10 protein-coding genes are annotated in these 13,228 nt (G+C 61.0%); 7 read left to right on the plus strand and 3 right to left on the minus strand.

Going from position 1 to position 13,228, the window contains the following annotated elements; translation table 11 throughout:
• Nucleotides 1–42: 42 nt before the first annotated feature.
• Nucleotides 43–1,035 (plus strand): aldo/keto reductase, encoded by a 993-nt coding sequence (locus ACK9YZ_RS14330; RefSeq protein WP_416064262.1) that lies wholly within the window; start codon nt 43–45, stop codon nt 1,033–1,035.
• 52 nt (nt 1,036–1,087) lie between these two features.
• Here the strand turns inward: ACK9YZ_RS14330 and ACK9YZ_RS14335 are convergent, their stop codons facing one another.
• Nucleotides 1,088–2,011 (minus strand): neutral zinc metallopeptidase, encoded by a 924-nt coding sequence (locus ACK9YZ_RS14335; RefSeq protein ID WP_416064263.1) that lies wholly within the window; start codon nt 2,009–2,011, stop codon nt 1,088–1,090.
• Between the two features lie 207 nt (nt 2,012–2,218).
• Between ACK9YZ_RS14335 and ACK9YZ_RS14340 the strand changes: the two genes are divergently transcribed.
• From ACK9YZ_RS14340 to ACK9YZ_RS14355, 4 genes are all read left to right on the plus strand, one after another.
• Nucleotides 2,219–3,244, plus strand: a complete 1,026-nt coding sequence (locus tag ACK9YZ_RS14340) for a zinc-dependent alcohol dehydrogenase family protein (RefSeq protein WP_416064264.1) — start codon at nt 2,219–2,221, stop codon at nt 3,242–3,244.
• 71 nt (nt 3,245–3,315) lie between these two features.
• Nucleotides 3,316–3,726: a hypothetical protein gene (locus tag ACK9YZ_RS14345; RefSeq protein WP_416064265.1), complete on the plus strand. Its 411-nt coding sequence runs from the start codon at nt 3,316–3,318 to the stop codon at nt 3,724–3,726.
• A gap of 193 nt (nt 3,727–3,919) precedes the next feature.
• Nucleotides 3,920–7,405, plus strand: coding sequence for a carbamoyl-phosphate synthase large subunit (carB, locus tag ACK9YZ_RS14350; RefSeq protein WP_416064266.1), 3,486 nt, complete (start codon nt 3,920–3,922; stop codon nt 7,403–7,405).
• A 120-nt stretch (nt 7,406–7,525) separates the two neighbouring features.
• Nucleotides 7,526–8,716 carry a T6SS phospholipase effector Tle1-like catalytic domain-containing protein gene (locus ACK9YZ_RS14355; protein WP_416064267.1) on the plus strand — a complete coding sequence of 397 codons (1,191 nt, stop codon included), beginning with the start codon at nt 7,526–7,528 and terminating at the stop codon, nt 8,714–8,716.
• Nucleotides 8,717–8,730: 14 nt separating this feature from the next.
• Here the strand turns inward: ACK9YZ_RS14355 and ACK9YZ_RS14360 are convergent, their stop codons facing one another.
• Nucleotides 8,731–10,176, minus strand: a complete 1,446-nt coding sequence (locus tag ACK9YZ_RS14360; protein ID WP_416066743.1) for a UdgX family uracil-DNA binding protein — start codon at nt 10,174–10,176, stop codon at nt 8,731–8,733.
• Nucleotides 10,176–11,408 (minus strand): putative DNA modification/repair radical SAM protein, encoded by a 1,233-nt coding sequence (locus ACK9YZ_RS14365; RefSeq protein WP_416066744.1) that lies wholly within the window; start codon nt 11,406–11,408, stop codon nt 10,176–10,178. Before ACK9YZ_RS14365 ends, ACK9YZ_RS14360 begins: the two co-directional genes overlap by 1 nt.
• Nucleotides 11,409–11,658: 250 nt before the next feature.
• On the opposite strand from ACK9YZ_RS14365, the gene greA reads away from it, so the two are divergent.
• The gene (gene greA / locus ACK9YZ_RS14370; RefSeq protein WP_183731439.1) at nt 11,659–12,135 is read left to right on the plus strand and encodes a transcription elongation factor GreA; all 477 of its coding nucleotides are present in this window, start codon (nt 11,659–11,661) and stop codon (nt 12,133–12,135) included.
• Nucleotides 12,136–12,166: 31 nt separating this feature from the next.
• A complete protein-coding gene (locus ACK9YZ_RS14375) occupies nt 12,167–13,216 on the plus strand; it encodes a glycosyltransferase family 4 protein (protein WP_416064268.1) in 1,050 nt (349 codons plus the stop codon).
• Nucleotides 13,217–13,228 lie beyond the last annotated feature (12 nt).

Here is a 13,228-nt window from a genome sequence, read left to right on the forward strand (position 1 = left end):
GGGATCCGAAGACGCCATCAGGCGTCGCTGAAGGAGAAGAAGATGCAGACCTATCGTTTGGGAAAGACCGGCCCGGAAGTCTCGGTCATCGGCCTCGGCTGCATGGGCATGTCGGGCATGTACGGCCCGTCAGACCGCGCTGAGAGCATTGCCACCATTCATGCGGCGCTCGATGCCGGCATCAACCTGCTCGACACAGGCGATTTCTATGGCATGGGCCATAATGAAATGCTGATCGGCGAGGCGCTCAAGGGCCGCAAGCGCGAAAACGCCGTCATCAGCGTCAAGTTCGGCGCGCTGCGCGATCCCGCGAATGGCTGGAACGGCTATGACACCCGTCCGATCGCCATAAAGAACTTCCTCGCCTACACGCTGCAGCGCCTCGGCGTCGATTATATCGACATCTACCGCCCTGCCCGCCTCGATCCAAACGTGCCGATCGAGGATACGGTGGGCGCAATCGCCGATCTCATTGAGGCCGGCTACGTCCGCCATGTCGGCCTCTCCGAAGTCGGCGCCGATACGATCCGCCGGGCTGCTGCCGTGGCACCGATCGCCGACCTGCAGATCGAATATTCGCTGATCTCCCGCGGCATCGAGGATGAAATCCTGCCCGCGACCCGCGAGCTTGGCATTTCCATCACCGCCTATGGGGTGCTGTCGCGCGGCCTCATCAGCGGCCACTGGCAGAAAGGCCAGCAGGCCGCCGGCGATTTCCGCGCCGTCAGCCCGCGCTTCCAGGACGGCAATGTCGATGAGAACCTTGCTCTGGTCGAAGAACTCAGAAAGATCGCCACACTCAAGGGCGCCTCGGTCGCGCAGATCGCCATCGCCTGGGTGGCGGCACAAGGCAAGGATATCGTGCCGCTGGTCGGCGCCCGCCGCCGTGATCGCCTGACGGAAGCGCTCGGCTCCCGTGCGGTGGAACTGACGCCTGACGATCTTTCCGCCATCGAACGCGCCGTGCCGAAGGGTGCAGCCAAGGGCGCCCGTTATCCGGAAGCCCAGCTCAAGCACATGGACAGCGAAAAGTAAGCTATCGCACTGCCGGCACCCTGCCCTAAACGCTGGGTGCCGGATCTCCTGATCAAATCGGGTTGGAGAATGTATCGCAGGCCGAAAGCTGCCCGCTGTCGAAACCACGCTTGAACCACCGCATGCGTTGCGCCGACGTGCCGTGGTTGAAGCTCTCGGGAACGACATAGCCCTGCGAGCGCTTCTGCAGCGTATCGTCGCCGATCTGCTGCGCAGCGTTCAGCGCCTCCTCCAGATCGCCGGCCTCGAGGATGCCCTTCTGCTGCGTAAACTTGCCCCAGATGCCCGCAAAGCAATCCGCCTGCAGTTCGACCCGGACCGACATCTTATTGGCATCGGCCTCGCTCATGCGCTGACGGGCCTGATTGAATTTCGGCAGGATGCCGAGCAGGTTCTGCACATGATGGCCGACCTCATGGGCAACTACATAGGCTTCGGCGAAATCGCCGGATGCGCCGAACTGGTCGGAAAGCTGCTGGAAGAAGGCCGTGTCGAGATAGACCTTGTGATCACCAGGGCAATAGAACGGCCCGGTCGCAGCGGATGCAAATCCACAGGCGGACTGCGTCTGTCCGGAGAAGAGAACGAGGCGCGGTTCCTCATAGTCCCTGCCCTGCGACTGGAAGATGCCGTGCCAGGTATCTTCGGTTTCAGCAAGAACCGTGCGCACGAAGGCGGTCATCTCGTCGTTGGCCGGAGCCTGCGAGGAGGATTCGCTTTGCGTGTAGCCACCCCCGCCCGTCGAGCCGCCGCCATCCATCACCTGTATCAGATCGATGCCCATCGCCTTGAAGATCAGGTAGATGACGACGAGGAAGATGATCGTGCCGATGCTGAGTCCGCCGCCGCGACGGCCAACGCCGCCGCCCGATGGAAAGCTGAAGCCGCCACCGCGGCCGAAGGGATTGCCGCCACCGGACGGATCGCCGCGGCGATCCTCGATATTGTCGGACTGACGCCGGCCTTTCCATTCCATGATCGATCTCCCCGGCGATGCGCCCGATACATACTCATCCGTTATATATCCGCAGCGAGGGTGAATTCCAGCCGCTTCATTGAGCGCGATGGTCTTGGCGGAGCCAATCCATTGCCCCCGTTTCGGCTGAAGAAATCCAGGCAAATGCTTGACGCGACTCCTGCTTTCCCGCTTCCTGCTGGAGAGGAGATCAGGAGGAGAATGCCGATGAGAGCCGTGCGCCTGGAAGCGACTGGAAAGCTGGTCATGCGCGAAGTCGATAAACCCGCCCCCGGGCCGGGTGAATTGCTCGTGCGCATAGAAGCCTGCGGCATCTGCGGCACCGACCGCCATCTTTTCCTTGGCGAGTTTCCGTCCCATCCGCCAGTCACCCTCGGCCACGAATTCGCCGGCATCATCGAGGCGGTTGGCCCCGATATCACCGGCTTTGAGCCCGGCATGCGCGTAACCGGCGATCCCAATATTGCCTGCGGCTGCTGCGCGGAATGCCACAATGGCCGCGTCAATCTCTGCCGCAACCTGCAGGCAATCGGCATCCATAGAGACGGCGGCTTTGCCGACTACGTCATCCTGCCGCTGAAACAGGCCTTTGCGTTGCCGTCAGGTCTCGATCCGCTGCATGGTGCCTTCTGCGAACCGCTCGCCTGCTGCCTGCATGGCGTCGATCTCGCCAATATCAGGAACGGGGCCTCGGTCATCGTGCTCGGCGGCGGCGTGACCGGCCTGCTCACCGTGCAGCTTGCCCGGTTAGCCGGTGCAACCCGCGTTCTCCTCGTCACCCGCAATGCTGACAAACGTGCGCTCGCCGAAACACTCGGCGCAACCGCTAGCTTCGATCCGTCACGGACCGATGCCGTGACCGGCATTACCGACGATGGCGGCTTGCTGCCCGGCGGCGCCGACATCGTCTTCGAATGCGCCGGCGTGGCCGAAACCATGAGGCAGGCGCCGAAACTCGCAAGACGCGGCGGCACTGCCATCATCCTCGGCGTCATGCCGCAAGGCGCGAAGGTGGAGATCGAACCCTTCGACCTCCTGTTTCGCGAAGTGAACCTCGTCAACTCCTTCCTCAACCCGTTCACACATCAGCGCGCCGCCGATCTTATCGCCTCAGGTGCGATCAAGGTTGAACCGCTGATTTCACGCCGGATCCCGCTCGAACAGGCCCCCGAAGCGATCGCCAATCCGGCCCTTGGCGGGGAGATTCGCACGCTTGTCACTCCGAATACTTGAGGCTGCAGGCTTGCCATCCCCTCTGTCTTGTTCCAAGCAACCGATCAGCTTTTGCGGGCGATGAGGCATCAATGTACTACTTGGGAAGAAAGTTGCCGCTTGAAATCAGGTATGGCAATCCAGGCGAAGTCGCGCCTGCCTATGTCTCCGGTATCTCGCGAGACACGATCGAAATAGCTGGGACGCCGCAGATAAGCATTCCCGCATCGGATTTGACGTTCGCAGAGAGAAGCGTTCGAATGGATCTCAATGCCGAACTGAGTGAGAAAATGATCCGGTTAGCCCTCGCAGGCATTGCATTTTCATACGACGATCACGGCTACTGGTCACCTGCGTCACTGATGCGCGAATGGCAGGAAGAGGGAAAGTTTAATCACTCCTTTTACGAAATCAGCTGGCGCGCCCCGGATCGCTGGCTCTTGACAACGATTCCAGTCCCAGAGGCGGGAATTCGTGGATGGGAGCCGAAAGCCAGACAATGATTGGACAGTGGAATCGGCCATCCCGTTTGCCGAGTCTCGAATTCCTGTCGATTCCGTAATTTGTGGGGTTCCGTTTGCAAAAACATTTGCCTATAAGCCGCTTCTAGCCTGAAAAGACCCTCAATGCGCGACCCGACCCGGTGACCTCCCACCCTGGCCGGCTTTTTGCGCAGCCAGACAATGGATATTGCCCATGCCGAAGCGCCAAGACATCAAATCGATCCTCATCATCGGCGCGGGACCGATCGTCATTGGCCAGGCTTGCGAATTCGACTATTCCGGCACCCAGGCCTGCAAGGCGCTGAAGGAGGAAGGCTACCGCGTCATCCTCGTCAATTCCAACCCGGCGACGATCATGACCGATCCGGGTTTGGCCGATGCAACCTATGTCGAGCCGATCACCCCTGAAGTCGTCGCCAAGATCATCGCCAAGGAGCGCCCGGACGCGCTGCTGCCGACCATGGGCGGCCAGACGGCGCTGAATACCGCCCTCTCCTTGAAGCGCATGGGCGTGCTCGACCGCTACAATGTCGAGATGATCGGCGCCAAGCCTGCCGCGATCGACAAGGCCGAAGACCGCGCCCTCTTCCGCGAGGCGATGGCCAAGATCGGCCTCGAAACCCCGCGCTCGATGCTGGCAAACGCCACCGACATCAAAGATACCGACCGCAAGACGCATGAGGCCGAACGCGCCAAGCTGCGCGAAAGCCTCTCCGGCGCCGACCTCGACAAGGCGCTCGACGAACTCGAAAACCAGTGGAACCTCGGCGAGAGCGACCGCAAGCAGCGCTACATGAGCCATGCGATGGCGATCGCCGCCCAGGCGCTCGACCATGTCGGCCTGCCGGCCATCATCCGCCCGTCCTTCACGCTCGGCGGCACCGGCGGCGGCATTGCCTATAACCGCTCGGAATTCTTCGAGATCGTCGGCGGCGGCCTCGATGCCTCGCCGACCACCGAAGTGCTCGTCGAAGAATCCGTTCTCGGCTGGAAGGAATATGAGATGGAGGTCGTCCGCGACAAGGCGGATAACTGCATCATCATCTGCTCCATCGAAAACATCGATCCGATGGGTGTCCATACCGGCGACTCGATCACCGTTGCCCCGGCGCTGACGCTGACGGACAAGGAATACCAGATCATGCGCAACGCCTCGATCGCGGTGCTGCGCGAGATCGGCGTCGAGACCGGCGGCTCGAACGTGCAGTTCGCCGTCAACCCGAAGGACGGCCGCCTCGTCGTCATCGAAATGAACCCGCGCGTGTCGCGCTCGTCTGCACTGGCTTCGAAGGCCACCGGCTTCCCGATCGCCAAGATCGCCGCCAAGCTTGCGATCGGCTATACGCTCGACGAACTCGAAAACGACATTACCGGCGGCGCGACGCCGGCGTCGTTCGAACCGTCGATCGACTATGTCGTCACCAAGATCCCGCGCTTCGCCTTTGAGAAATTCCCCGGCGCCTCGCCGGTGCTGACCACGGCCATGAAGTCGGTCGGCGAAGTCATGGCGATCGGTCGCACCTTCGCCGAATCGCTGCAGAAAGCGCTGCGCGGCCTCGAAACCGGCCTGACCGGCCTCGATGAAATCGAAATCCCCGACTCCGAGGAAGGCGAATCCAGCCACAACGCCATCCGCGCCGCAATTGGCACGCCGACCCCGGATCGCCTGCGCATGGTCGCCCAGGCACTGCGCATGGGCCTCAGCATCGAAGAGGTGCACGAAGGCTGCAAGATCGATCCGTGGTTCATCGCCCAGCTCAAGAACATCGTCGATATGGAAGCCCGCATCCGCGAGCACGGCCTACCTGACGATGCCACCAATCTGCGCATGCTGAAGGCCATGGGCTTCTCCGACGCCCGCCTTGCCACACTGACCGGCAAGCGCCCGAAGGAAGTGGCCGAGCTTCGCAACGGCCTGAACGTCCGCCCGGTCTTCAAGCGTATCGATACCTGCGCTGCCGAATTCGCCTCGCCGACCGCTTATATGTACTCCACCTACGAGACACCCTTCGTCGGCACTGCGCGCTCTGAAGCTCTCGTGTCCGACCGCAAGAAGGTCGTCATCCTCGGCGGCGGCCCGAACCGTATCGGCCAGGGCATTGAGTTCGACTATTGCTGCTGCCACGCCGCCTTCGCGCTGAAGGATGCCGGCTATGAAGCGATCATGATCAACTGCAACCCGGAAACGGTCTCGACCGACTACGACACGTCAGATCGCCTCTATTTCGAGCCACTGACGGCCGAAGATGTGATCGAAATCCTGCGCGCAGAGCAGGAAAAGGGCGAAGTCGTCGGCGTCATCGTCCAGTTTGGCGGCCAGACACCGCTGAAGCTTGCAGAAGCCTTGGAAAAGAACGGCATCCCGATCCTCGGCACCGCGCCCGATATGATCGACCTCGCTGAAGACCGCGACCGCTTCCAGAAGCTGCTGATGAAGCTCGATCTCAACCAGCCGAACAACGGCATCGCCTACTCTGTCGAGCAGGCCCGTCTCGTCGCGGCTGAAATCGGCTTCCCGCTGGTCGTTCGCCCGTCCTACGTGCTCGGCGGTCGCGCCATGCAGATCCTGCATTCCGAAGGCCAGCTCCAGACCTATTTGCTCGATACCGTTCCGGAACTGGTGCCCGAAGATATCAAGGCGCGTTACCCGAACGACAAGACCGGCCAGATCAACACCCTGCTCGGCAAGAACCCGCTGCTGTTCGACAGCTATCTCAGCCACGCCATCGAAGTGGATGTCGACTGCCTGTCCGACGGCACGGACGTCTACGTCGCCGGAATCATGGAACATATCGAGGAAGCCGGCATCCATTCGGGCGATAGCGCCTGCTCGCTGCCACCCCGCACGCTCTCCCGCGAAATGCTCGACGAGCTGGAACGCCAGGCCAAGGCGATGGCGAAAGCGCTGAATGTCGGCGGCCTAATGAACGTGCAGTTCGCCATCAAGGACGACACGGTCTACGTTCTCGAAGTCAACCCGCGCGCCTCGCGTACCGTCCCCTTCGTCGCTAAGACCATCGGCGCGCCGATCGCCAAGATCGCCGCCCGTGTCATGGCCGGTGAGAAGCTGGATGCGACCTTCGCAGCCTATGGCGAGAAGCCCGATCCGCGTGCGCTGAAGCACATTGCCGTCAAGGAAGCCGTCTTCCCCTTCGCCCGCTTCCCCGGCGTCGATACGCTGCTCGGACCGGAAATGCGCTCCACCGGCGAAGTCATCGGCCTCGACAGCGATTTTGCACTGGCCTTTGCCAAGTCGCAGCTCGGCGCCGGTGTCGAACTGCCGCGTGAAGGCACCGTCTTCGTATCCGTGCGCGACGCTGACAAGCCGCGCGTCCTGCCGGCGATCCGCATCCTGGTGGAACAGGGCTTCAAGGTGCTGGCAACCGGCGGAACCGCCCGTTTCCTCGGCGAAAACGGTATCGAAGCGACCAAAATCAACAAGGTTCTTGAGGGACGTCCGCATATTGAGGACGCCATCCGCAACCGCCAGGTCCAGCTCGTGATCAACACGACTGACGGCAACAAGGCGATCTCGGATTCGAAGTCACTGCGCCGCGCCACGCTGATGCAGAAGGTGCCTTACTATACAACGATGGCCGGCGCCGAAGCCGCCGCCCAGGCCATCAAGGCGCTCAAGGCCGGCAATCTCGAAGTCCGTCCGCTGCAGAGCTACTTCTGATCCCGCGAAGAGGCATCGCCTCTTCGCCTTCGCCTCCTCGGCCCACCAAAACTGCGACCCCAAATTGCAGACATGGATAGTTGATGTTAGCCTGCTCCCCGGCAGTATCGGGGGAGCAGCATGTCGAAGAACATCGTCATTCTGTTCGACGGCACGTCGAACGAGATAACTGCAGACCGCACCAATATTTTGCGTCTGTTCGGAACGCTGAAGCGCTCCGACGAACAGATCGTCTACTACGACCCCGGCGTCGGCACGCTGGGTGCAGCAGATGCCTGGTCGCCCTTCTACCGCAAGTCTATCGAGGTCTGGGGCCTTGCCACTGGTTGGGGTCTCGATGAAAACGTCAAAGGCGCCTACCGCTTCCTTGTCGAAAATTACGATGCCGGCACGCCCGACGATCATGGAGGCCATCCCGACCGAGATCGCATCTATATTTTCGGTTTCAGCCGCGGCGCCTATACTGCCCGAGTTCTTGCAGGTTTCATCCATGCCTTTGGGCTGTGCAGCAGATATCACCTGAACCTGCTCGATTACGCCTACAGAACTTACAAGGGCATTCCCGAACAGGAGCAGTGCGCCGATAGCGGAGATCCCTCATCGGCCTTCAAGAGCATGCGGCTCTATGAGCGCATGCTGCGTAACGACCGCCCGCCTATCAAGCTGCTCGGTCTCTTCGATACGGTTGCTTCGGTCATCGAAAAGGGCAAAGGGCGCATTCAGTTCAAGACGCATCCTTTCACCCGAAAGAATCCCAGCGTCGAATTTGTGCGCCACGCAATGGCGATCGACGAGCGAAGAACGATGTTCCAACCGGAAGTGTGGACGCCGGATCAGGACTATCGCGGCAATCCCTTCAAATCCACGACCGCAAAGCAGGATTTCAAGGAGGTCTGGTTTGCCGGTGTCCACGGCGATATCGGCGGCGGTTACCCGGAGGCTGAGAGCGCCCAGATCAAGATACCGCTTGACTGGATGATCCGCGAAACCGCGCCTGCGGGCCTGCTCTACGTTTCGCGTACGATCAACAACATCGTCCTTGGCAAGAGCGACAAGTACTATGTCGAGCTCAATGCGGCCGCACCGCTGCATGACTCAATGAGCGCAGGCTGGAAACTGCTTGAATATATTCCGCGGCGCGTGCCGGAAAACTCCTGGCGCAAGCGCGGCGACAGAAGGGGCATTTATCTGCCCCGCGAAGACAGGCGTTTCATCCCCGATGGCGCAAACCTGCATGAATCCGTGAGGGTGCGCATGGTAACCGGATATAATCCGCCGAACCTGCCGAAAAATCCGGTCTTCGTTTCCTGAATCGAATTCAGTACTCAGGCAGCCAGAGCCTTGATCTGATTCATGTCTTGCCGGAAACGAGCAAGCTCATGCGCCTTCCTGTCTTCGTCCGGAATTCGCAGCAGATAGGAAGGATGCACCGTCACAAAAAGCAGGCGTCCCTCCTCCATGGCGATCGGCCGACCGCGGACATCCCCCAGCTTCTGCTTCTCCCCGGTGAGCGAATAGAAGGCGGTCGCACCCATCGCCACGATCAGCCTCGGCTTGACGAGATCGAGTTCAAGCTTCAGCCACCAGCGGCATTGCTGCACTTCCCCCAAATTGGGCTTCTGGTGAATGCGGCGCTTGCCGCGCGGCGCGTACTTGAAGTGCTTGACGGCATTGGTGACATAAAGCCGCGATCGATCGATGCCAGCCTGCGCAATCGCATCATCGAAAACCTTTCCGGCCGGGCCGATAAAGGGACGGCCGGCAAGATCTTCCTGATCGCCCGGCTGCTCGGCGACGACCATGATCTCGGCATTATCTGGTCCCTCGCCGAAGATGGTCTGCGTCGCCCTGGCATGCAGCGGACAGCGGCTGCAGACAGCGGCCTCCTCGCGCAATGCATTAAGCGTTCCGGCCGGCGCCATTTCCGGAGCCGGCACGCGGGCAGATGCCTCCTTTATGCGGTTGTGGTAGGGAAGCGGCATCGTCGCCTCACGCTCGGCCATGGCAAGCACCTTGGCTTCCGCATCGGCGATCAGGCCGGGGATGAGATCGGCTTCCGGCAGGTTCTTCCAGTATTTTTTCGGCATCTCGGCCTGCATGGCCTTCACCTTCAACCGCGCTGGGTTGAAGATGCTGGCATAATAAGTGCGCCAGAGATCGTCGGTCGCGTCGCTGATGTCAGGCTTCTCGCAAGGTACGTTGCTCGTCGTCAGCCGCTCGCCATCCCAGGCGGCCGATCCCTTCGGCGTTGCGATCAGCCAGTCCATGTCGGTGAAGCGGCGCTGGAAAAAGGGCGCCTTGCGCGCGACGATGTAGTGATCCGGCTCAAACCAGGCGATGAATTTCCGCCGCTCCCCGGCAGGTGCCGCCACTTCCTTGAAGCGCACGAAGGCCGTCATCTTGTGAGCGTCGCGATGCACGCTCTTCTGCATCAGCCGAAGACGCGAGACCTCTTCGTCGGATGCCAGATCCAGCAGATTCCGATTTTCCAGCAGCCGCCAGAGCAGACTGTAAAGCAGCGAAAAGCGCTTGGCATCGCTATGACAGATCACTACCTCGGCCAACGCCATGAAGGCCGGCGGAACGCTCATCGGCCTGGCGTCGGCGGGAGGATCGGGCGGCAAGGCATCGCGCTGGAAAGCAAAGCCCGGCTCGCTGCTCTTTTCCTGCCAGTCGATTTCGTCAGGCAGAATTCCGGCCGCGGCAAGGGCGCGGGCGGCCTTGCGCCATTCCTCGAAATCCCCCCTGGCCTCCAGAACGACGCGGCGCATCATAGCAGCGACAATTGTTCGGGTTGCGGTTCGAACATGGCGCGCAGGTCCGGCCGATCGACAAGGCGACGCGGCGTCCAGCCTTCGGCAGTGATGAAGGCCTGCACCTTGCGAAGGGAGACCCCAAGCTGCGGCAGATCCTCAAGCCGCAACCGGCGCTGCCGCCTCTCAGTTAGGATAGCCTTCACCGTTTTGGTACCGAGCCCCGGTACGCGCAGGAGCTTCTCGCGATCGGCGCGATTGATATCGACAGGGAAGTTTTCGCGATGGCCGAGCGCCCAGGCAAGCTTGGGATCGAGATTAAGATCCAGCATGCCGCCCTGCTGCGCCGAGGTAATCTCGTCGATGCCGAAACCATAAAAGCGATAGAGCCAATCCGCCTGATAGAGCCGATGCTCGCGCATCAGCGGCGGCTTGATGAGCGGCAGGTTTTTTGAACTGTCAGGGATCGGGCTGAAGGCTGAATAATAGACACGTTTGAGACCATAGCTGCTGTAAAGCTGACCGCTGGTCGACAGGATGGTCGCATCATTGGCGCCGTCAGCGCCGACGATCATCTGCGTGCTCTGGCCGGCCGGCACGAAGCGCTTGCGCCGCTTGGTCTGCAGCGTCGGCTCTTCTGCCGCTTCGATCTTCAGCCTGAGATCGCCCATCGAGCGGCGGATGCTGGCGGGCTTTTTCTCCGGCGCAAAACGGCTGATACCGCTATCGGTCGGCAGCTCGATATTGAGCGACAGGCGATCGGCATAGAGCCCCGCCTCCTCGATCAGATGTGGAGACGCCTCCGGAATGGATTTCAGGTGGATATAGCCGCGAAAATGATGCGTGGCGCGCAGTTCGCGCACGATGCGTACCATCTCCTCCATCGTATGGTCGGAAGAGCGGATAATGCCCGAGGAGAGGAACAGGCCCTCGATATAGTTGCGCCGATAGAATTCCAGCGTCAGCCAGACGACTTCCTCCGGCGTGAAGCGGGCGCGCTCGACATTGCTGGACGAGCGGTTGATGCAATAGGCGCAATCGTAGATGCAGAAATTGGTGAGCAGGATTTTGAGCAGCGAAATGCATCGTCCATCCGGCGCATAAGCATGGCAGATGCCTGAGCCTTCGGTCGAGCCGAGCCCACCGGAGGCAGACGAATCCCGTTTGACCGTGCCGCTGGAGGCGCAGGATGCATCATATTTGGCGGCATCGGAGAGGATCGCCAACCGTTCTTTAAGCGACTTCTTCATCATCTTGTTCACTAAATGTTCACGGTGGCAAAATCAAGACCGAGCAATGAGCCTCCCTGCAACTTCCCTTCAAAAGCAGGCACTTCTGCTGATCATAAAAAGCGCCGATACGAATTTTATGGAAATTGCGCGTGCCGATCTGCTATAAGCAACGAACTAGGTTTGTAACACGGTTCCGAAGTTCCCCTTCGGGACCTGTTTTCTTTTGTGTCTGCGCGAACTGCGGATGCGGGGAGAGAAGGACGAAAAAATGGTTGATAAGGTACCGATGACACAGGGTGGTTTCGTCAAGCTGCAGGAAGAACTGCGCTGGCGTCAGCAGGAGGAGCGCCCGCGAATCATCGAGGCAATTGCGGAAGCGCGCGCCCATGGCGACCTCTCCGAAAATGCCGAGTACCATGCTGCCAAGGAAGCGCAGAGCCACAATGAAGGCCGCATTACCGAGCTCGAAGACCTGACGGCGCGTGCCGAAATCATCGACCTCTCCAAGATGTCGGGCGACAAGATCAAGTTCGGCGCCAAGGTGAAGCTCATCGACGAGGACACTGAAGAGGAAAAGACCTACCAGATCGTCGGCGATCAGGAAGCCGACGTGAAGCAGGGCCGCATCTCCATCTCCTCCCCGATCGCCCGCGCGCTGATCGGCAAGGAAGTCGGCGATTCCATCGAAGTCAATGCGCCCGGCGGTTCGAAAGCCTACGAAATCCTTTCCGTTTCCTGGGGCTGATCGCCTTCGCCTCTCTCAGCAAGAGCAGCCAGTGCCGGATATCAGCGACGTCGAGATCATCGCGCCCAACCTGAAACGCCGGCTCTCCGGCGTCACGTCGACAATCGTCCAGCTCATCCCCTGCCAGATCCGGCTGGGGATCAGGATCGCCGCACTCGGCCCCGGCCTGCCGCCGGAACTTCCCCGTTTGAAATGGCCGCAGCTTGCCGGCCTCTGGCGTCCGCCGGCCGGCCGGCGCCGCCGCATCTGGCACGCGCGCCGCAACAATGAGATGGCGGCAGGCATCCTCATGCGCCACGTGCTGCGCGTGCCGCTGAAGCTCGTCTTCACCTCGGCCGCCCAACGCCGCCATACTTCCTATACGCGTTGGCTGATCCGCCGAATGGATGCGGTGATCGCCACCAGCAGCCGTTCCGGCTCCTTCCTCAAGGTGCCGCACACGGTCATCCAGCACGGCATCGATCTTACCCTCTTCCACCCGCCTGAAGGGCCTGACGATACGATCACTGCCACCGGCCTGCCCGGCCGCTACCTCGTCGGCTGCTTCGGCCGCGTGCGCCATCAGAAGGGCACCGACCTTTTCGTTCAGGCGATGATCACACTTCTGCCGCAGCATCCGGACTGGACGGCTGTTATTTCCGGCCGCGTCACGCCGGAGCACACGGCATTCGCCGACAAGCTGAAGGCCGATATCGCCGCAGCCGGTCTGACTGACCGCATCGTCTTCATCGGCGAGGTGCCAGATATCAAGGTCTGGTATCGCCGCTTGACGCTTTACATCGCCCCCTCCCGCAATGAAGGCTTCGGCCTGACACCGCTGGAGGCGATGGCTTCGAAAACGGCAGTCGTGGCATCTGACGCCGGTGCCTATGCCGAAATGATCGTGCCCGGCGAAAACGGCATCATCGTGCCCCCCGGCGATGGCGAGGCGCTGACGGCAGCCATCGTCACCTATCTTACCGATCCTGCGCTCGCCATCGCACAGGGCGAGACGGCTCTCCGGCACGTGCGGGAAAATTTCGCACTGGAAAAGGAAGCGACGGCGATCAACCGGATTTACCAGCAACTTCTCGGCGCGTAAGTCGTTCGTCAG

Source organism: Rhizobium sp. ZK1 (assembly GCF_047782645.1).
GTDB lineage: Bacteria > Pseudomonadota > Alphaproteobacteria > Rhizobiales > Rhizobiaceae > Rhizobium.